The 21,540-nt window shown below is 47.6% G+C and carries 18 protein-coding genes; 17 read left to right on the top strand and 1 reads right to left on the bottom strand.

What is annotated here, in order from left to right; all coding sequences use genetic code 11:
• Positions 1–116: 116 nt before the first annotated feature.
• Both FCS97_RS14615 and FCS97_RS14610 read left to right on the top strand, forming a co-directional pair.
• Positions 117–626, top strand: coding sequence for a hypothetical protein (locus tag FCS97_RS14615; RefSeq protein WP_138519177.1), 510 nt, complete (start codon positions 117–119; stop codon positions 624–626).
• Positions 627–846: 220 nt separating this feature from the next.
• Positions 847–1,896 carry a toprim domain-containing protein gene (locus tag FCS97_RS14610; protein ID WP_138519176.1) on the top strand — a complete coding sequence of 350 codons (1,050 nt, stop codon included), beginning with the start codon at positions 847–849 and terminating at the stop codon, positions 1,894–1,896.
• 35 nt (positions 1,897–1,931) lie between these two features.
• On the opposite strand, the gene FCS97_RS14605 is transcribed toward FCS97_RS14610, so the two are convergent.
• On the bottom strand, positions 1,932–2,564 hold the full coding sequence (locus FCS97_RS14605; protein WP_138519175.1) for a hypothetical protein: 633 nt from the start codon (positions 2,562–2,564) through the stop codon (positions 1,932–1,934).
• A gap of 177 nt (positions 2,565–2,741) precedes the next feature.
• On the opposite strand from FCS97_RS14605, the gene mobH reads away from it, so the two are divergent.
• The 15 genes from mobH (at position 2,742) to pilN (ending at position 21,540) form a co-directional block, all read left to right on the top strand.
• Positions 2,742–4,586 (top strand): MobH family relaxase, encoded by a 1,845-nt coding sequence (gene mobH, locus FCS97_RS14600; protein ID WP_138519174.1) that lies wholly within the window; start codon positions 2,742–2,744, stop codon positions 4,584–4,586.
• A gap of 13 nt (positions 4,587–4,599) precedes the next feature.
• On the top strand, positions 4,600–6,447 hold the full coding sequence (gene traD, locus FCS97_RS14595; protein WP_138519173.1) for a conjugative transfer system coupling protein TraD: 1,848 nt from the start codon (positions 4,600–4,602) through the stop codon (positions 6,445–6,447).
• 1 nt (position 6,448) lies between these two features.
• Positions 6,449–7,096: an IncC plasmid conjugative DNA transfer DtrJ family protein gene (locus tag FCS97_RS14590; protein ID WP_138519172.1), complete on the top strand. Its 648-nt coding sequence runs from the start codon at positions 6,449–6,451 to the stop codon at positions 7,094–7,096.
• Between the two features lie 161 nt (positions 7,097–7,257).
• The gene (locus tag FCS97_RS14585) at positions 7,258–8,247 is read left to right on the top strand and encodes a TadA family conjugal transfer-associated ATPase (protein WP_246066393.1); all 990 of its coding nucleotides are present in this window, start codon (positions 7,258–7,260) and stop codon (positions 8,245–8,247) included.
• Positions 8,222–8,572, top strand: a complete 351-nt coding sequence (locus FCS97_RS14580) for a TrbC/VirB2 family type IV secretion system protein (protein ID WP_246066392.1) — start codon at positions 8,222–8,224, stop codon at positions 8,570–8,572. The genes FCS97_RS14585 and FCS97_RS14580 overlap by 26 nt, the downstream gene beginning before the upstream one ends.
• The gene (locus FCS97_RS14575; RefSeq protein ID WP_138519171.1) at positions 8,572–8,889 is read left to right on the top strand and encodes a VirB3 family type IV secretion system protein; all 318 of its coding nucleotides are present in this window, start codon (positions 8,572–8,574) and stop codon (positions 8,887–8,889) included. Before FCS97_RS14580 ends, FCS97_RS14575 begins: the two co-directional genes overlap by 1 nt.
• Positions 8,890–8,969: 80 nt before the next feature.
• Positions 8,970–11,375, top strand: a complete 2,406-nt coding sequence (locus FCS97_RS14570) for a VirB4 family type IV secretion system protein (protein WP_171035331.1) — start codon at positions 8,970–8,972, stop codon at positions 11,373–11,375.
• A complete protein-coding gene (locus FCS97_RS14565) occupies positions 11,368–12,141 on the top strand; it encodes a hypothetical protein (protein WP_138519169.1) in 774 nt (257 codons plus the stop codon). Before FCS97_RS14570 ends, FCS97_RS14565 begins: the two co-directional genes overlap by 8 nt.
• A 34-nt stretch (positions 12,142–12,175) precedes the next feature.
• Positions 12,176–13,306, top strand: a complete 1,131-nt coding sequence (locus tag FCS97_RS14560) for a type IV secretion system protein (protein ID WP_171035330.1) — start codon at positions 12,176–12,178, stop codon at positions 13,304–13,306.
• 396 nt (positions 13,307–13,702) lie between these two features.
• Positions 13,703–15,601, top strand: a complete 1,899-nt coding sequence (locus tag FCS97_RS14555; RefSeq protein ID WP_138519167.1) for an AAA family ATPase — start codon at positions 13,703–13,705, stop codon at positions 15,599–15,601.
• Positions 15,602–15,698: 97 nt separating this feature from the next.
• Complete coding sequence (locus FCS97_RS14550; protein WP_138519166.1) at positions 15,699–16,481, top strand: VirB8 family type IV secretion system protein; 783 nt, start codon at positions 15,699–15,701, stop codon at positions 16,479–16,481.
• Entirely contained in the window at positions 16,478–17,269 is a 792-nt protein-coding gene (locus FCS97_RS14545; protein ID WP_138519165.1) for a TrbG/VirB9 family P-type conjugative transfer protein, read from the top strand. Before FCS97_RS14550 ends, FCS97_RS14545 begins: the two co-directional genes overlap by 4 nt.
• 3 nt (positions 17,270–17,272) lie before the next feature.
• A complete protein-coding gene (locus tag FCS97_RS14540; protein ID WP_138519164.1) occupies positions 17,273–18,622 on the top strand; it encodes a TraB/TrbI/VirB10 family type IV secretion system protein in 1,350 nt (449 codons plus the stop codon).
• Positions 18,623–18,631: 9 nt separating this feature from the next.
• Positions 18,632–19,819, top strand: a complete 1,188-nt coding sequence (locus tag FCS97_RS14535; RefSeq protein WP_138519163.1) for a TrbG/VirB9 family P-type conjugative transfer protein — start codon at positions 18,632–18,634, stop codon at positions 19,817–19,819.
• 14 nt (positions 19,820–19,833) lie between these two features.
• A complete protein-coding gene (gene pilN / locus FCS97_RS14530) occupies positions 19,834–21,540 on the top strand; it encodes a PilN family type IVB pilus formation outer membrane protein (protein WP_138519162.1) in 1,707 nt (568 codons plus the stop codon).

Genomic DNA, 21,540 nt, shown 5'->3' with positions numbered 1-21,540 from the left:
CTTCAAAAATCACTGTCCATCGCTTGTCGAATGGCTGTGAAACTGCTGAAGCAATTTGTTGTTTCAGTTTTCATCAAAGCCGACCCAAATCGGCCCTTTTCTCTCAGGAGATTTTCATGAACGTTTTTTCATCAATCTTTGTTGCCATCCTTTTGTTGAACAGCACTGATATTTGGGCATTTAACCCATTTCCAGCCAACCCCTCTTCACAGCCAAACAGCTACAACCCATCTGTTTACTCAGATGGTTTCAAGCGCCAAGGTTTCGAAGTCGGAACAGTAATTGAACTGCGTACAGTTGAAATCCAAACTGCACCATCACGCGAGTCTCAAGCAATTGGGGCAACAGTCGGTGGTGTTTTGGGTGCCGCAATTGGATCTCGTTCAAACTCAAGCTCCCGCTTTGCAGCTTCCGCTGCTTTAGGGGCAATTGGTGGCTTACTCGGCAAAACAATCGCCGATACAGCTTCCGCGCGTACCTACCTGGCACACGAGATCGTCATCGATCTTGGAGACAACCGGGGAGTCGTCATAGTTCAAGAGCAATCAGACTTGGCTTTAGGTGACACGGTTCGCATTATTCGTGGGAGTCAGGGTGATCGCGTTGTTCGCGTCGCCTCTCGCTAATCGTCATTTCAAAGTGAGATCAAAATCATGAGAAACAATGAAAAGCGATTTAAACACTTCCTCCACAAATTCTCTGGAAACAGAGGAGATGTCTTAGTTGGATTCGCCTGCGCAGCCTGCCTCATTGGCCTGCTTGTACAGGAGGTGATCCTTAACTTGTAGTCAAGTCCACCGAACCTGGCGTAATGCCAGGTTCATCTTCAACACACACGGGGAAATCATGCAACACGAGCAAAAAAATCTGATCGATGCCAAGAACCTCGTTGAGGGGAATTGGCTATTTTTAATGCAAGCTGCTGGGGCGAGCACTCTCACCTTGAGTGGAAAGCACACCAGCTGTCCTATCTGTGGCGGCTCCGATCGCTTCCGGTGGATGGGGGAGGGCAGTAAGAGGGGTTTCCTCTATTACTGCAACAATTTGAAGGACTGCGGCCCACGCCGTGACGGATTTCAAATGCTCATGTCCTTGCTGAACTGTGATTTTAAACAAGCTTGCGAATTCGTTCGCCAGCAACTTGGAGTTACAACCGCCGATAGCCCAATCCCTCCAAAACGGACAGTTGTCCAAGAAAAGGTTCTGAGCGAATCGGATGTTCAAACTCGTCGCGCGAAGTATAAGCTGACTTGGGACCAATCAAAGGCCATTACGCCTTCTGATCCCGTTGGTTTATACCTTGCAAAACGAGTGCCCGGACTTCCCAACATTCCCAAGGTACTTCGGTACCACCGTGGTTTGGATTTCTACGAAAAGAACGACCAAGGCGTAACAGTCAAGGTAGGTACTTTTCCGGCTAAGGTCGCCGTAATCCAAGGGCCAGATGGAAGGGTGTGCAACATCAACCGAACCTATTTGACCCGCGATGGTTATCCGGCTCCGGTGACTGACGGTAAGAACAAAAAGCTCATGCAATCCATCGATGTTGTTGGAGGCGCGTGCCGATTGTTCGAACCCGTTGATACCCTTGGGATAGCTGAAGGAATTGAAACAGCACTTGCTGCCTTTCTTTTTCGGAAATATCCAACTTGGGCAACCTTGAGTACTTGGGGAATGGAGTCTTTTATTCTTCCGCCCGATTACGATAGGGTAAAAAACATCATCATCTTTGCAGATAACGATGGTGTGAAACAAAACGGATCCAGACCTGGACTCGATGCAGCTCGAAAACTTGCCGATCGATTGATTGCGCAGGGGCTAAAAGTGACCATCGAAAAAATGGCTCGGTCAGGAACCGATTTCGCGGATCTTTACCATCAGCGAAAACAGAAGTAAAAAAGAGCCGTCCCGGATTAACCGGGCGGCACTTTTCAAATAGTCTGTAACTTGTACACAACCATGCCCAAGATGGACAGGTTTTTCAAAAGAACAACTTCTCGATCAGATTTTGTGTTTTTTGAGCCAACTGACTCTACTTCCACCTTGCCTCTGCTGTGTTTGCTGATACGCCTCACTTCGTTTTTTGAACCAGAAAAACCCTCAAGGATGTAAAATCCGTCACCGACGAATTTTTTCACAATTTCGATAATTACCCGATCACCACCCTTCACACCCATTTCTGCTACGTCGCCTTTTGGAACCCAAAAACGAAGCTCCCCGGTCTTACCAAGCCCTAATAAACGTGTGTCGAACTTAAATTGTGCCTCTCCATTGATTAATTCTCTAACTCGCGTAATCGACCAGTCTTTATCGATGAAAAAAGACAAATCCTTATTAAAGAATTTTGCGGTGCACAATAGGTTAGGCAGGGTGGGCATGCCATTTCCTTCGATCCACCTGTAAAGGCAGGACTTTGAATACCCGCAATGTGTATGAAGCAAACTTGCTAGATCCAGTTTCGAATATTTCGAGCCGTCTGTTTTTCGTTTCAACGAAATCCACTCATCGACCGCTGCGGTAAATCTCTCTGAGAATACTGCGTTCAGCTCATCGACGTGTTCCATCGTGGCCTCCGATTATCATAAATATTATTAAGCCGCTCAGAATATCCAGAATTCAAAAAACTTAGGGCAATTCACCAAATTTCACCAATATCGCAAAAATTACCGATTGCCCCAAACCCCCTAAAAATACCCCCTTTCAGCCCAAACATCTACACCGTACTTGCGCCATCATAGGTCATGCTCAAAACCATTTTCACCAAACTGTCAGGACAAAACCAGTCAGATGCTCGTTCATCTGCTGGTATTTCTCACCCCAAAGCACCAATTCCAAGCTCTCAGCCCATTTATCCGTCCAAGGATTCTGGGTATTTGAACATTAAGGTGGAATCGTTAGTCCAAAGCAATGACGATTTGATTCAAAGAATCAGACTTCTGGCGTCTTGCGATGATGAGCAGTTCGACAAGCTCTACCTCTCACCAATTCACAATCTTGCTCGATTTATTCATCTTTTGCCGGCCACTGAAACCGATCATCATTCTGGTGCCGGTGGATTATTTCGCCTGTGCCTAGAGCTTGCGTTCTTCTCAGGGCAGAGCGCCCACGGTAAGTTTTTTCATCCTCAAGAGTCGATTCAAGTTCGCCGCGTGTCGGAGCCACAATGGAGATACGCGACTTTTTTAGCTGGCCTTTGCGCTGAAACCTACCGGGCAATGTGTTCCATGGTCGTTACGTCTGACAATGGCTCAGTGTGGCAGCCACATGCAGAGAATCTGCTCACCTGGCTTGAAAACGACAAATCTGAAAGATATTTCGTCACTTTTCCTTCATCGGCACACGTTGATCATCGTTCGGTAATCATGTCAAAAACGATGTCGGCGTATTGCTCTCACCGAATTCTTAACAAGTCGTCGCTCATCTTCGCATTCAATAACAACCCAAGACTGGCCACCGCTTTTTTTGGGACCATTGGAGGTGTGGCAAATACCAGCGACAAGTTGCTTCTTTTCCAGATTATTGATGACATTCGCACTAAGATAATCGACAAAGATCGCGCTTCTCAGCCTGCACGTTACGGAAGGCCAAGCGTTGCATCACACCTTGAGGCTCACCTTATTGATGCAATGCGCACCCTGATTGCCACTGGCCAATGGAAAATCAATCAGGAAAAAGCATTTGTGTGGCACGCAACTGATGGGCTATTTATTGTCTGGCGCTCGGCCGCAAAATCGCTCATTTCACACCTGAATAAAAACGGTGTTTCTGGAGTGCCCGCCCATCCTGATACGTTGGCTGACCTTTTGGTCAAAGCTCAGTTCTTTCAGCGAACACCAGACGGTGGGTGCTATTTTGATGCCCACATACCCAATACAACAACAACATACCCTGTAGTCAAAGTATCCAATCGCACGTCACTACTGGAGCACGACCAAGCTGAGCCGTTACCTGTTGCAATACTTAAACCTCAAGCCAAGACCACCAGCCATGCTCCGGTCATCGATTCAGACACCAAGTCACCAGACAATGTTACTCAGGCCACCCACACACCAAACCAGCCTCAAGTTGACTCGGAACAGGATGAAATCACCGAAAACACAGACTCAGTCACACAGATGCATTCGCCAGAGGTCAAGACAAAATCCCAGAACACCAATCCAAGTTCAATGGACCTTTTTCAGCCCCCTGGTTCAAGTAGTTCAAATCAACCTAAAGACCCAGGCTCGAACCTCCCTTTGACTTCAACAATTGATGTCAGTGTCGATCCGACACTGAAGACGATTCTCGATAAACACAGGCTGCTGAATTTGGTTAGATGGCTTGCCCGCGATTTCAACACCTCAGTCGATACAGAGACATTGTTCCAAAATGAAGATGGGGTTTGCATAGCTGTTGAGCGCATTTCGGCCATGGGAAACAACCCCGCCGAAGTTGCCGAGGCGTTGCTCGACATGGGGCTGTTGTTCACTCCACCTTCAAAGCCAAACCTCAAGATACACACCGTTCCTTCGCCCAAAGGTGTGAAGACCAAGGTGTTCATCGTATCAACGTCGAATTCGAAACGACTCGGTTTTAATGCCGCCTAGATGAGATTGATCCATGCCCGCCTACGAAAACCTCTATCGCCCAACTTACGAAGTAATCGCAGCCGCAGGCTGGGGTTTTGCTACAGCTGGGGTCGCCACAGTGGCAAGTTCCACCAATATGCCGCTCGCCAGTGTGGCATTAACATTATCTGTGGCAGCACCAATGTGCTTGTGGCGTGCATACCAAGCCTATGAGATCACGAAGTTCAAGGTCAATCTCGCCGGACAAGAATTCTGGACAATCACATCAGCGGAGCTTCTTGCCAAGTCAAAACTCAGCAAAGACGCCCTTTGGCTTGGCAAAGGTTTTCGATGGACAGTGGAACATACACATCGGGCCTACCAGATGCTTGATCGTGATCTGAACCTTGTCATTCCCCCCAAGTTCATCCGCCATGCCTTTGGAAACAAGGTTGATCCTGATGAAGTCAAGGGCGAGCCGTGGATTCACGGTCTTGAGAAAAAAGAAGAAGACTTGATGGCGCTTTTGAAGCACCTGGAGGGCAATACTCAAATCTACGGCGCGACCGGTACCGGTAAATCACGTTTCTATGAAACGCTTTTGACCCAACTCGTCCTGCGCAAACAATGCGTGATTGTTTTTGACCCCAAAGGTGACAAAGAGCTAGAGTCAATTTGTAAGCGAGCTTGCACCCTTGCCGGTCGGCCAGAGGCGTTTCTGAAGATGCACCCGGCCTTCCCTGACAAATCAATCCGCCTTGACCCACTGGCGAACTTTACACGCTTGACCGAAATTGCATCTCGTCTGACCGATATTCTTCAATCAGAGCAAGGCGACCCCTTTGTCGCTTTCGCGTGGCGCATGATTTACAACCATTCAGCCGCGATGGACTACATAGGCCAAGCGGCACAAATCAGAAGCATTTTGTCTAGTCTCGAATCCGGCGGCACTTCACTTCTTCGACAAGTGCTGCTTAAGTTCTTCTCTGAGAATTTCACAGCTTGGCAATCACACATGGCCAACTTGAATCTCTCCAAGTCAAAAGCAAAATATGACTCACCCATTCAGTCGGACCCAGAGCTTGCTGGGATGGTTCATATCTACAAAAATATCGTCCCCTCGACCATCAAAATTGCTGAGATTGATGGTTTCATTTCCGTGGTCGAGCACCCCCGTGAGCACACCGCAAAGATGATTCAGTCGGTACTGCCATTGCTTCAAATGCTCTCTGCAGGTTCACTCAATGACCTTCTTTCACCCAATACCGATGACATTGATGATCCAAGGCCTAGATTTGACATGGGTAAAATCGTATCCGGTCGATATGTGCTTTACATCTCAACAGACTCATTGCCGGACAGTACCGTAGGCTCAGCGCTCGGAGCGATCTACCTGGCCGATGCCAAAGCCGTTGCCGGTCAGATTTACAACTATTCCGATCCGATTGATGTAGCCGTCGTGATCGACGAAGCAGCAGAAATTCTCGCAGATCCGCTAGTTCAGATTTTGAATAAGGGTCGCGGCGCAGGCTTTCGGGCTTATCTTGCAACTCAGACGTTTTCTGATTACGTCACTCGCTTTGCTAGTGTGGACAAGGCTCGAATGGCCGTTGGCAATATGAACAACATCATTTCATTCCGGGCACGAGATCGAGTGACCCAACAGTTTGTTGCTGAAAGTTTTGGCGAAACCTCCATCAAGAAGATCAACAAGACCATCTCAAGTGGCTCAAAAACCGAAGACAGTGGGATGGAGTTCTCTGGCAACATCATGGAACAGTTAACCACAGAGCGGGTTGAGGTGTTCCCTCAAGCTCTGCTTGGCAAGCTTCCAGACTTACATTTTATGGCCTTGATCGGATCCAAGCTGTACAAAGGGCGGATCCCAAAGGTTCTATAACATGCATACGAATCTGCACATCAAGTTTTGGCTAATTGCATTTTGCGTGGCGCTATTTGCAGGGCCACTCTTTATCAGCCCCTCACATCAGCTCACAAGAATTGAGAGCGAGGTAACCAGTGCGTCCGATGTGTTCGGGTACGACACGGCAACCTCAATTGTCCAATCATCCAAAGATGCATACAGTGCGTTCTTTATTGAGTCTGGGCTTCTGTCGTTCGCAGACGACAGTCTCAGGGTCAGTTCTGACGACCTTCAGACCTCATCACAAATTTTCGGTGGCTTCACAAGAGTCGCACAATCCACCAATGACTGGCTTTTATCCACCACTTATGCCTTTTATGGCCTTTTCATTCGATTAGGAATTATGTGGCAATGGTGCATTTATATGCTCCCACTCTTTATCGCTGCTATTGTGGAAGGTATGGTTCGCAGAAAAATCAAATATGCAGGTTTCGGATTCTCGCCACCAATTGCTTACACCGGGGCGCTTCACGGGATCATCGCATTGCTTGGGATACCCCTTATTTACTTGCTCATCCCACTCCCAGTTACACCGTACTTCATGCCTGTTTGGACATTAATCCTAGCGATTTCTATCTTGGCATTTATGGAAAACTTCCAAAGATTGGGACCAACCACCCGATGACACAACCTTGAAATAGCCCGCTGTTTTCACTCCACCCCCACTCGTTTCCCCCCATTCTTCAAACAATGGGGTTGAAACGGCCATTTTTAGGCACTTTCAACCAAAACGTCAAAACCAGCTTCGCTTCACAATAATGCATCAAGAACTCATTTCAATTTCCCGTGGCTTCATCAAGAACAGGCTCAATCGATCTGCTTAAAGAGGCATTGGCCCCTTTGAGGCCTTACCTCGACGACGATGATGTCAACGAGGTGATGATCAATTCAGCAAATGATGTCTGGGTTGAGAAATCTGGTCAGATTTCAAAAGTAGATGTTCTGATTTCATCCCACAGTTTGAACAGCGTTGTTCTGATTCTCGCGTCGATGGAACAAAAAGACGCGCTGGCAGGCACAGACTCAGGGATCCTGGATGCACGAATGAGCGGATTCCGTGTCGCTGCGATCCTGCCACCCACATCAACGAAGGGAACCTGCATATCCATCAGGAAACATTCAGTTGTTAATTTCAGTCTCGGCGATTTGGAGTCAAAAGGCGCTTTCGGGCCGGAGCAGACAGAAATCCTAAAAAAGATTGTTCTTCAGCGTAAGAATGTCTTAGTTGTAGGGGGCACGTCGTCTGGAAAGACCACCATGCTCAACGCAATGATTCAGGAAATTCCACCTGAAGATCGGGTAATTACAATCGAAGACACGCAAGAACTCAAAGTAGCTGTTCCCAATCATGTTCAGTTGGAATCAAACGCTCAGAGAAACGTGACTCCTCGCATGTTGGTTAAGGCTTCTCTGCGTTTTAGGCCGGATCGTATTCTTTTAGGTGAGGTCCGAGGCGGTGAGGCCTACGACCTTTTGAATGCGGCCAACACCGGTCACGACGGTGTTCTCGCAACACTTCACTCCAATTCAGCTCTTAAGGGGCTAAGCCGTTTCGAAAACCTGGTTCTTCAATCCGGTATCGACTGGCCCCATGCCTCCATTTGTAAAGAAATAGCCGACGTGTTTGATTACGTAGTTTTCGTTGAGCGCGCAAACGGCAAACGCCAGCTTTCAGAAATCCTCGAACTCCATGGCTATGACATGGAAGCCCGAAATTACTTGTTCAGCTATCAATTCAAAAGGAACGACCATGAACACCATGTTGCAATCAATTAAATCTTTTTCCCTGACTCCCAAGCAGGTCAACAATTTGATCCTTTTTGCAGGATTTCTGATTTTGCTCACCGCGGCTGATTTTGCCTTCGCGCAGGCGATGCCTTGGGAGGGGCCACTTTGCCGCGTCATGAACTCCATGAATGGCACCGTTGCTCGTGCAGTTGCGATCGTTGCAATTATCGTTACAGGTCTGACTCTCGCTTTCGGAGAATCTGGCGGTATCTTCAAGTTGCTTCTGCAGCTCTTGTTCGGTCTTTCCGTTGCTCTGCTCGCAAATCAGTGGCTCGGTTTCATCGATCCAGCATCAGGCTCATTTGGCTGCTAATGGAATACGAACCAAGGGTAACCCCCATTCACCCATCATTGCTTGAACCACGCCTGTTTGCAGGCGTGGAACGATCGCTCGCGATTATGAACGGCACTCTAACCATGGTGATGGTCATGGGTCTTCAAATCGTCGCATACATCGCTGTTGGGATTCTCTTTCACTTGATATTTGCGTACATCACGAAAATCGACGACAAGTACGTCAAGGCCTACTTGCTCTACAACAAGCAGGCCGACGTCTATCAACCGTGGCCAATGGCAAATCAAAAAATCAATGAAAGACCTTTTGGCTATGGCAGGGGGCTGTTACTTTAATGTTTAACTTGAGAACTCTTTTCAAAACTCATTCGGATCACACTCGGTCTTACGCTGAGCTTATCCCATGGATGGTTCTTGTGGCTCCAGACATTGTTCTGAACACAGACGGAACACTTATGATGGTTTTCGAGTATCAAGGCGTAGATGCAGAAGGCAAGATGCGCATTGACATTGATGATTCCGTGAACCGCTTGGAGAGATCATTCAAGGAATTCGACGAAAGGTTCATGGTTTGGTCCTACGTCGATCGCCGCAAATCGTACTTTTACCCCGAATCATCCTTTTCCAATTCCACCTCTGCTCTTATTGACTCGCACTGGCGCAAGAAAATGACAACAGGCGACCAAATGACCAATCGACACGTCATTTGTATCCTGATGAAACAAGCAACCGGGTCTTTTAGTTTTTTTGACATTATCTCCAAGCTCACATCGCAAGGTTATTCCCCCCTCAATGCCATTAAAGAGTCATTGAAAATCTCTCTCTTTAAAGACAATAACGCTTTATTTCAAGACAGCCTGCTTCAGCCTTCAATCCGAGAGTTTCTAACCAGAGCAAATGCGTTCGAGGATGCCCTGGGCTTTCTTAAACCCATGCGTCTTCACAATGAAGATCTTCTTCAGTTTCTGTTTGACCGGCTTAACCCTGTCAATGAAGGGCAGAAGGTTTCCTTTCCATCAATCCCTGCTTATCTGAACACCTATCTTCCTTCGAATCACCTGATACGCGATGGATCAGACCTCCGTTTTGATAACGGCACCTCAAGGTTCGTGAAAATTTTGACAGTAAAGGGTTGGCCTGGTGCCTCAGAACCAGGGATCATGGATGGTCTTCTGTCGGCGCCAGTGGAAATCACTCTGGTTAACTCGTTCCTCTTCGTGAATAACGCGGCTGCCGAAAAGCACATTGACTCCGTCTACAAGCACTTTCTTCAATCATCAAAAAAAATTCTTGGCTATCTCAAAGAGGCTGTTACCAATGAAGAATCCAGCAATGTGAATCGCGGTAAGTTGATGAAAGCCGAAGATGCTGCGAGCGCCCTTGAGGAATTGACTGGCTTAGACAGGTCTTTTGGCTACCTTTCGTACACTGTGATGGTCTACGCTGATTCAAAGGCCGATCTCACAAAAAACGTGTCACAAGTCACCAAAATGCTCGGTCGTGCAGGCTACATCACAATTGAAGAAGACCAGACCAAGATTGTCACCTGTTTCGCTGCGACATTGGCCGGGCAATGGGCATCCCAGCTGCGCTGGTGGTTCATGTCAGCAGGAAATTTCGCAGACCTTTTGGCCATTCGCACGATTTCAACCGGCCCTCAGTTCAACAAACGTATTTCGGAACTTAATGCGACACCGCAGCCAATGCATGCATTGTTTCCAACGGACTTTGACACCCCTTTTTATTTCAACTTTCATGCAACAGATCTTGCCCACGCTTTTGTAGTTGGTCCCTCTCGAAAGGGTAAAACCGTCTTAATGATGTTTCTGCTCAGTCAGTTTTTCAAGTACCCCAACTCCAACGCTATTGTATTTGACAAGGATTTTTCAACAAGGGTGACGGTGCATCTGCACGGCGGTTCATACATCGACGCCTCAGTGGGGGCCGATACCCCTGTGTTACTTAATCCCTGTCGTGGTATTGACAAAGAGGCAAACCAAAGTTGGTTGATTGCTTTTGTAGAGCTTCTTCTAGAGTCAAAAGGCGAGCAGTTGACCCGAGCCCAGTCTTCGGAGATTGTTCATGCCGTTCGCACGCTTTCAACTTTCGATTCCTCACAATGGAGGCTTCAAAACGTTAGAAGCCTTCTGGCAACCGAAGAAATGCGCACCCGACTCGATCAATGGATTGGCGATGGTCGGTACGCACGATACTTCGATAATAACGAAGATACATTCGATCTAACTTCATCGCTCACCGCAATTGAGATTGGAAAACTTCTCAATGATCCAATTCTAGCCACTGCATTCCTTGAATATGTGTTTCATCGCATTACTCAGAATCTCGACGGTCGGCCCACCTTTATCTATGTTGAAGAGTGTTGGTTCATGCTGGACAATCCCCGCTTTGCATCAAGGCTTGATGATTGGCTGAGAACATTCGCAAAGAAAGAGGCATTTCTGGTGCTCACCACGCAGAGTCTTGATGAACTCAGCCGAAGTAAGATTTTCAGCACCATCATCGACAACGTGCCAACCAGAATTTATTTGCCCAATCCAAATGCACTTGCCCATGCCGACATGTACAGAAGCAAATTTGGATTAAATGACAGCCAAATCAATCGAATTCGAACTGCTGAAGAAAAGCGCGACTATTACTTCACGACCGCCGATAAAAGTCGGATGGTCACTGTGTCCTTTCCAAATGAAATTCTTTCTGCACTCCGTTCAGACTCAATAGCTCAGAGTGCATTCAAGAAAACGTATCAAAAAGATAACCCAGACTGGATTCATGATTACTTTAAGGAGATGGAAAATGCATAAGTCATCTTTTTTTGCATCGATTGCTTTCGCGCTCTTCCTCTCAACAACTCAAGCTCAGGCGGGCGGAGGAGGTGGTGGGTTCGGTAATATCGTTCATGACCCAACCTCCTACGTGAAGCACGTAGAAAGCGCAGCTAAAGCTGCAATCGCGGAAGGACAGCGAGCTAATGCCTATCTGCTGCAACTTAATCAGTGGGAAAATGAGCTCTTGCAACGTCTGCCTCTCGACTTTGCCGGTATTGCCCCGCAGCTTGAGCAGGCAAGGTCCGCTTTGAACTTGTACAAGTCGTATCAAAGCACCTTGGTGAACTTGAACGGTTCAATTGGAAACGTCCGTAATCGTCTGAATCTCCGATTCGACGAGGCCCGTCTTTTGAATATGGATTTTAATCAATACGCGCAACGAGAAGGCCAGCATCTTCAAGCCCGTAATGTGGAGCGACTTGCAATTGCGGAGCAAGACATGTCCGTCATTCAAGGTTTGCAAAATGATTATTCCGCCGTCCAGGCAATGCAATCGAAAATTGCAAGTACGGTTGGCACTCACGAGTCAATGGGCTTAATGAATTCTCAGATGAACCAACTTGTGGCCACCATGGTGACAGTGAAAGGACAGCTCGCAACATCATCACTTCAGCAGCAGAAACAGCAAACTGACGACGATTTGAAACGTGAAGCAGAGCGCCTTCGTCGCTTAAAGAACATTGATCGCCACGAAGGCGTGAAAGAACGAGCATCTGATTTTTATTCATACCCAACCAACTAGGATCCCGATGAAATCTATCCGAGTTCACAAGTACTTGCCCAGCGTCATGATTTTGGCAGGGCTTTTGTTCTTCGTAGATAATGCTTTTGCACAATCATCGGGAAACCAGTTCGCCTCAACAGTAGTTAATTTGGCAAATTCCATTGTCAACACAATGTTGGACACTGGACAGTCAGTGAATGCATCTTTAACTTCGATCGCTGAAAGGCTACTTAAGTATCTCGTTGCAATTCTGATTGGATACTCATTTTCGATTTATTTGCTTAAATCAGATTCGATCAATGAGCTTTTCGTTCAGCTTTTTGTTTTGATCATTGCGTACCACTTGGCTAAATTCATGATGTCGCCAGAAGTCTCAATGGCCATTCGGAATTTTTTCGAGCAAGTCGCTTCGCTAGTCAACCCTTCAGTTTCAACATCGAGTCCCGGTAATTTTCTCCTGAATCTAATCCAAGCTGCTTTCCGCCCAGTCGAAGTGATTTATTCCTCTGATTTGTGGACAGAGAGCAGCATTTTCACTGATTTCATTACTGTCCTAGTGCTTGTTATGGCGCTTGGTCTTACTTTCGTTGCAGGTATTTTTGCAACGATACTCATTTTGTTTACATTCATCATGGCTGAGTTCATGTTCATGGTGTCCATCGCATTGGCTCCCATTTTTGTATTTTCACTCGCTGTTCCATTCCTGTCTTGGCTGTTCGATGGGTGGTTGAGGTTCATAATCTCTGCCTGTGGATTTAAAATCTTGATTGCATTTATCTCCCTTCTTTCCACTGAGATTGCCGAGACGATTACAGCTGTTACCATTAATGCTAACTCAGACGATTTAAGCGTACTGACTCCTCAACTTGGTATCCTGGTTGCCCTTCAATCTTTACTGGCATTCCTTTATTTTCTTGTCCCAATGCTCGCCCCACAATTGTTTGGCGCTGGTAGCAAATTGTCGTTCGGTCTAAATCCATTCCGGACTACATTTAGCGGCGGCGGTGGTAATGCGCCTGCGGCTGCATTGCAATCAGCTAGACAAGCTGGCTCTGTTGCTCGTTCAATGGGATCAGGAGCTGTCAGTGCGGCAAAATCTGGCGCCTCGGTTGCACGCTCAGCAGGTAGCTCAGCATCCTCCTTGTCAAAAGGTATCTCCACTGCTGCAGGTTTTAACAAATAGGCCGAACAATGATTACAGACCAGCTAGTTAAAGATGTGGACGAGTATCTTGACCTGCGAGAGGCGGCCCGCCATCAAGGTCTAAATCCACCAGTTAAACTTTATTCAGATCGTTCTTTGAAATTCGAGGAATTCACTTACCTTGTCATTCGACAACTCATCAGAGAACAAAAGATACTTCTCGTGCTCGCATCGGGTGCCCTTGGGATTACCTTGTTTGTGAAAATCGCAAACCGCTTTTTCTAGGGTCCTTGCCAACTTCTGAATATGTGCGAAGATATATTCAAAAGGAGCGCATCGTGAACATTTTGCTGAATCAAAAAATTTTCCTCGGCCTGCTCATAACCGGGGCTTTGTTACTGACCGTTGGGTCAATTGTTATCTATGGCTGGTAACAATGAATAAATCACACGCAAATTCCAACGATAGAGACTATGAAAGGTTTGTCACCTTTTCGATATTCCTTTTGATCCCTGCGCTCCTGTATCTCGGTGCCCATTTTTCACACGGTCTTTCCATGGGATTTGGGTTTTTCCTTTGGGCGCTCGTAGTTCTTGGTGCAACCCAAGCCACAGCAGGTATAGCGACGTTCATCATCGCTTGTAATTTCCTCGGTCTATACATCCTTTGGACCTCTTCTCTTCAGCAAAATATCCTGATCAACGCTGGCTCGATACTATTCACCGGCGCTGCCATTTTCCAAGTCAGTCAGTTTGTGACACAGCTTCGTTCTCGCTCAAAAGCAGCCTACGGCGACAACGGCGAAACATCCACTCCTGATGCCATTCAGTTCAATGCAGTTCGTAGCACAAAGAATTTCTCACATTTGGCTGGTATGTCGGATTTGAAAGTTCGACTCGTAGAGGTTTCAAAGTCTGTCCTTGATTCCAAGTCATCTGATCGCAGAAATGGTATTTTGCTCCATGGTGAGCCAGGCAATGGAAAAACAGAGTTCGCGCTTGCACTCGCTGGCGAACTTTCAATACCGATAATCTCAGTCTCCATCGCCGACTTGGCCAGTAAGTGGGTCAACCAAACCTCTGAAACCCTCAACAAGGTATTCGCTGACGCAGCTACTCAGCAACCTTGCTTGCTTTTTATTGACGAGATCGATTCGGTCATCAAAGACCGCACTCAAAGTTCCGGCGATCCAGAGGCAGCCAAGGTAACTAATACTTTTCTGACCAATGTTGTCAAGCTGCGCGAATCAAAGGTAATCGTCATCGCGGCGACCAACTACATTGATCAGCTCGACCCAGCAGCCGTCCGGGAAGGGCGTTTCGACTTCAAAATCGAAGTGCCTCCACCGGATATGGAAGCCCGCTTGGCCATACTTCGCCACTCGCTGAAAGGTTTGCCTTCAACATCCAAACTCGAAGAGGCTTCTTTACAATCCTGTGCGAAGCGTTGGGAGGGGTACTCTGCTTCCCGCCTGGCTGCAATCGGCAAAGAGAGCGTCAAAATGGCTTTATCTCAGAAGACAGAAGTCATAAATCTGAGCTTTTTAAAGTCGGCATTGCGCAACCTTCAGGGCAGCTCACTGACCATGCCCGAGGGCACTCTTACCTTGGATCAGCTCTACATGCAGCAAAGTACCAAGCGATCCCTTGAATCCCTTGCGCTGCGCCTTGTCGATTACGAACGTATTGAATCATTGGGCGGTACTATGCCAACAGGCATATTGTTTACTGGGCCATCTGGAACTGGTAAAACAACAGCTGCCAAAGCTTTTGCACTCCAAGCGAAAATGCCACTGGTGCAGATCTCAACGTCTGAATTGACATCGAACCCTAAGTTGTTGCGTAAAACCTATGAGCGGGCAAAGTCTTTGCGTCCCTGTTTGGTATTCATCGATGAAGCAGACGATTTGTTGGGTAACAGGAGCTACTCAAACATGAAAGTGCTCACCAATGAACTCCTTCAAATCATGGACGGCGCTGGTGGTAAATCAGCAGATATTGTGTGGATTGCCGCTACCAATTTCCCAGAAAATCTGGATCCCGCATGTCTAAGGGGAGGGCGCTTTACCGAAAAGGTCGCCTTTGAACTGCCAGATTCAGAGAGCATCGCCTCATTTATCAAGTCGTGGCTTTCAGAAAAGAATGTGGTTTTGGCTGATACGACGTTGTTTGATTGGTTTGTTTCCACAAGCCAAGGGCAGCCAATACCCAACATCGCTCAAGCACTTCAGTCGGCTTTGAATGATGCGATTATCGCCATGCAAACCAACACCGGTGAAATAATCCTGGCCAAGGAAAACCTCGACCAAGGTATCAATTCTGTCTACACAGAATAATCCGATGTCCTGAAAGCCCCTTTTTTACGGGCTTTCAGCGCACACCCAATTTTCTGATCAATGGTTAAATCAAGGTGTCAATCAAAGGCCCCTTGATATGTTTCGCAACAAAAAGAAATCTGCCAGTAACTTTCACTCTTTGGCTAACTCAAATCAGAGGCCAGAGCAGAAGCTTTCTGCGCCAAGAGTGCCAGCAGAAAAGATTGTCAATGAGCTTGGTAATGCACCCATCACCGCTTTCAACAAAGCAAAATACGAATTCTTCGAGGTCTTTGCAGATCCAATAGTCGATAAAAACCGATACTTCGCAATCATCGGTGTGCTCTCAATCATCGTCATTGGTCTGCTGGTACTGTTCTCTCTTTTGCTGCCCCTTAAAACCATCGACCCATGGGTCATCGAGGTTGCGCAGACAGGGCAGGCAGTATCATCAAATGCTTCTACACGCAGGCTTGATAATTTCAAACCTGGTGCAGCCGAAATCTCCTATTTCCTCAAAGAATGGACTACCAAATTACTCCGTATTGACCCCTATCTTGTCAGGGCTGAGCGTGCGGCCGCCTACGAGTTCACACGGGGTAAAGCACAAGAAGAATTCCGAGATTGGCTCAAAAAAGACAGGCCTTTTGAGCTCATCACCGAGGATCCTGGTTTTACGAGATCTGTGGAGTTCAACACTGTAACTCCCGGGCAAAGTGGCGTTGCGTTCGTGCGTGTCCAAACAACCGACAGACCAACAACTGGTAAAACCACACGGGTAAACCGCCTACTCACCATTCATTACGGCACCGCGCCCAGCACCGATCCAAGAATACTTTTGGAAAACCCGCTTGGCTTTTATGTCACCCATTTTGAAATTCAGGAAGAACTCTTGCAATGAAGCACATCATCGCACTGTTAGCATCTCTTGCTTGTTCCTTCGTCTATGCACAAGCTACCCCAACGCCCCTTCCGACTGATACACGTCTGGTGGTATTCGCATTTGATGAAAACAATACCTATCAGGTATTAACTCGCCCAAGCTACCTGACCAATATTCAATTGGGCCCAGATGAAAAGTTCGTTCATCTTGTTATTGGTGACACGGTTTCTTGGGTGGCTGACCAGTCAAAGTTTGGCAATTTGTTCATTCGCCCCAAGTTCCCAAACATTCAAACATCAGCGACGATTGTCACCACGAAAAGAACCTACCAGCTCATCTTGAAGGGGGGTTCCGAAACCGATAAGTGGTACCAAAGAGTGACTTGGGAGTACCCCAACTCCCTCAAGTCTGAAGACTATGATCTTGTAGATTTATCGCAACCGATAGCACCTGTTCGAGCAACAGCTAACCAGCAATCCGCCTACCTTGCATCGGATCCCACACCACCAGGCACCAATCGAACTGTTGCACTCGACAATTTGAACTTTGAATACACAGTGAAGGGTCGAGCCCCATTTGCTCCAATACAAACATTCGACGACGGACGTTTTACCTGGATCAAGATGCCCAAAATGCTGCAAGACCTTCCTGCCGTTTTTGCACGAAATACTGATGGTTCAGTTGAACTTGTGAACTACACAATTGATGGAGATTACGTTGTCGTCCAGAAAATCGCCCCTTCAATTCTCCTGAAGTTGGGGAAAACTGAAGTGACTTTGAAAAATGAAACCTTCGGTCGCCAATAAGCTATGAGCATCGAGAGAACAGAAGACCCAAGCGATTCCTCGGGTCGTTACATTCCGCCTGAACAGGTTTCAACACCTGATCGCGAACCCTCCATCAAAAGAAATCTACACAAGATTTTTATTTTGATCTTCGTTGTTGTTGTAGTTGTCGTGCTCTTTTTTGACAGCATTTTTGGAACAACAGCTCAAACGCAAAAAGAAGAGGCTCCAACTCCTGCTCAGCAGCCGGGTATTGCCATAGACGTCAAACCGAACGCACAAGACGTCACAAAAATAGCGACTGAACAAAAAGCCGCAGCCGAAAAGGAAGCTGCCCCAGATCCCATTCCAGTGAACCCAATTCCCGGCGCTTCAGGCAGGCCTGTGTCTGCTACTCCAATGCCAATTCCTGGTCTTTCAACCACCAATGAGGACGAATTTCGTCGCGCTCGGCAAGCATCTGAAGCGGCAAACGCGTCAATGATTGCCCTTTCTGGCGATTCTGCTATCGCATCACTTTCTGGCACTGAATCACAATCACCAGACCGCGCAATACAGTCCAGAATTGAGATGCTTAGGGCACAAGACGAGCAAATGCGAGCCGAACAAAACGCGAATCTTGCCCTTGCCCAACGGCAAGACGGTGGACAGCTAGATCGCCTAGCGTCTTTGATTTCCAGCGGTGGTCAAGCACAACCTTCGACGCAATCTCCACGTGCTCAAGACTCCAATTTCTTACAATCAACATCTGCGCTTGGTGCTTCAAAAAGTGCGTTGAAAGTCCGGCCCAGAACTGGCGAATTTTTGCTCTGCCAAGGATCCATTATTCCTGCGGTTATTCTGAATCCAATCTTCTCCGACTTGGTTGGGCCAATCAGAGCGCGCGTTGTCAGTGACGTTTATGACTGTCTTGGAAATGGCATCAAGTTAATTCCAAAAGGTGCAATGGTCGTTGGTGCCTATTCCAATGACATTCGGATTGGCCAATCAAAAGTTCTTGGCGCATTTTCACGGATCATCTTCCCTAATGGATCATCTGTAGACCTTCCTGGTTCACAGGCCTTGGATCAAATGGGGACAGCCGGCATTTCAGGCGAAGTTAACACACACTTTTTGAAGATGCTCTCCACCGGTCTTTTACTCGCTGTGATTGCTGATGCTGCCGATCCCGATCGCACAACTACAGTCGGAGTTCAAGGCACCACCAGCACAGGCTCAGCCGCTGGCCAAGTGCTCACGGATGTCTCCAGAGTCTCGCTCGAAAGGTATCGGGTCATCCCAGCCACAATTACGACCGACCCAGCAATCCGAATCAATATCGATGTGAATCAGGATATGGATCTTCCACCTTTTCTTACAAGTTCTACTCGCTAGAGGTAAACAATGAACAAAAACACGTTCAAGAATCTTATTCTGGCCGTATCAATGTCGCTTCTGGTGACCCATGTTTCGGCACAGTCCAACGATTACGATTTTCGCTATGTAGCAAACGGTGCACCGTCGATCACCCCATTACAGGTATTTGACGACGGCCAGTTCACCTACATCCAAATGCCTGTCGGCGCATTGCAGCCTGCTATTTTTGCGACCGGCACCGCTGGCAAACGCCTTCTTCACGGTGTTGTAGAAGGAAATTACATCAAAATCGACGGGATTTATGGTCATTTGACCATTCAGCACGGCACAAACACGATTTCAAATGTTCACTACTCTGGGCCAGGTCGCACAACCATTTTCAAAAATAGCTCACTGGATTCGAATCGCGCCTACGCCGCCCCGATTGTGGCAGAAGCCACCAAGGTACGTTACACCGCGGCACCCGCCTTGGCAGGCGACGAAATGGTCAATGTCAATTTGGACTCCGACACGATCGAAATTCCCTTCTTGAGAAATTCTTCAAATCTCTCCTCCAGAGATAAGATCCAACTGTCGAAATTCGCCAAGAACAACAAAAACGCTACGATCATCAAAATTGATGCAAACGATATTGACGGTGAGAACCAGGACACCGGGTTCAAACGAGCGTTCGCCGTCAAATCCTATCTTGTGTCAAAAGGAATTTCTCCTGACACACTGAAGGTTCAATCAACGCCTTTTGGCTTCGCATCGACCAGCGCCCGGGCGGTCATCACCTCCACACGAGTTGTTTCATCGCCGATCTTTGCAAAACAATCGTCAAATCTAACCTCTGTTTCTGATCTGTCGCCAACCAATCACGCAAACAAGGCTTCTGCTGTTTCAACGCCCACAATTTCCTCCAGTGAATCTGCCAAAGATGCGCAGCCTAAGTCCTACTCCGCCCCAATGAAAAGCTATGCATTCTCGCAGGGCGATCGATCACTGCGAGGTGCCCTGAATCGCTGGGCAAAAGAGGAGGGTTGGGTTCTTGAATGGGAAGCAGAACGTGACCACCCACTTCCGCCGGGCTCTTTCAACGCTCTTAGCATTAAAGAAGCTGCCCTCAAGGCGATGGAAGCCACACAAAACTCCGACTATCCCCTTCGCGCAGTATTCATGGACGACGTCGGCGTAGTGGTGATCAAGCACAACCAGCGTGAAACGCTAAATTAATCACGAGGACAATCATGACCTTTAACCAAAAAAAGCTTTCTTTACTCCTGATTTCCTCGTTCGTGGTTGCAGGTTGTGCCGGTAACCCCGCTATCAAAGACATCGTTTACGATGAATCTGATAAATCTTTGACACGGGGAACCCAAGCCACTGAATCCATCGTCCCAAAGGTGAAACAGGAAAGGCCGTTGGTCGAATCGGTGAAGGGATTGTATGTGCCTCGCAAGTCGATTCCTGTAAATTCTGACCTGAATCTCCCGCCAATTTTTGAGCGGAATATTACGGCCATTTATCCCGGTGCGACCAATGTTTCAACTGTTGCCGAGAGGATCACAAAAGTCACTGGAATCCCTGTCAAGATCAAGCCGGATGTTTACTTGAAGGCAACTTCATTGATCGTTGCCGGTTCCAGTGCGCCAGCTTCATCAAATGACTCCGTGGTCACACCTATTAACCCTGCCCCTGGTGCACCTCTCGGCCCTGTTCCAACAATCGGTCCGAACTCACCTGCCCAATCACAAACGAGTCAAACACTCTCAGACGCCACCTACGCAGAAACTTTTGAGTTGAACTACGACGGTTCACTCTCCGGTCTGCTTGATCGACTTTCTTCCCGCCTTGGCATTTCTTGGGAGTACAAAAATGGTCAAATTGAACTGTACCGGTTGTTGACTAGAACCTTTGTGCTCAAAGCCAATCCCGGTGCAACCGAGTTTGCTTCGTCCCTGGGTAAAGACGGTGGCGAGTCTGGCTTTGCATCAAGCTCCAAAGTAACGATGGAATCTCAGTTTTCAGTATGGCAATCTGTTGAGAATTCGGTTCGATCAATGCTCTCAACCAGCGGCAAGCTCTCCGTGTCTCAGGCCACCGGCACGATCACAGTTACCGATACGAAGCAAGTTGTTGAATCCGTTTCGGAGTACATCGATCGTGAAAACAATATTCTCACGCGCATGGTATCCCTCAAGGTTGAGATCCTGTCCGTTCGACTTCGTGATGCTGATGAATTCGGCCTGGATTGGGATTTTATTTATCGTCAAATCAACAACGGTGCACAGCGTTTTTCATTCACTTTGGGATCCCCGACTTCGTTAACCAGTGCGCAGGCCGGTGGTATTGGCTTTAACATCCTTGCTCCAATCGGCGAAGGTCTTGGTCAGTACAGCGGATCATCGGCCATTTTCAATGCGCTTGCATCTGTCGGTAGGACCAATGTTGTGACGACCTCATCTGCTACTACACTGAACCGTCAGCCAGTCCCAGTTGCAATTACAAATCAGGTTGCCTACCTCGCTGAGACTACTCCAGCACAAGGCGGTATTGCCGGCGGCAACGCTGTACCCGGTCTTAAGCCTGGCATCGTCACAACTGGATTTTTGCTCAATTTCTTGCCGACCGTCTTGGACTCAAATTCAATTCTCCTGCAGTTCTCCTTGGATATTTCTGAATTGCAACGTCTTGGCACATTCTCAGTGGGTTCAGGTGTAACACAGCAAGCCATTCAAACACCTGAAGTTAGCGGTACTCAATTCCTCCAAAGGGTTGCCATCAAACCCGGTGAGACTTTAATTCTGTCCGGATATGATCGTTACTTTGGTCAGTACGACCAACGCACACTGGATCGCAATGGCGAACCTGGATTGGGAGGATCGCGCTCCGGACGAAATGACCGCGAGATTCTGGTCATTCTCGTGTCACCCATCATCCGCGAAGGAATTTAA

The organism is Limnobacter alexandrii, assembly GCF_005871185.1.
GTDB classification, from domain to species: domain Bacteria; phylum Pseudomonadota; class Gammaproteobacteria; order Burkholderiales; family Burkholderiaceae_B; genus Limnobacter; species Limnobacter alexandrii.
Note: the sequence above shows the minus strand (reverse complement) of the source record. Positions and strands in the feature narration are given on the sequence as shown.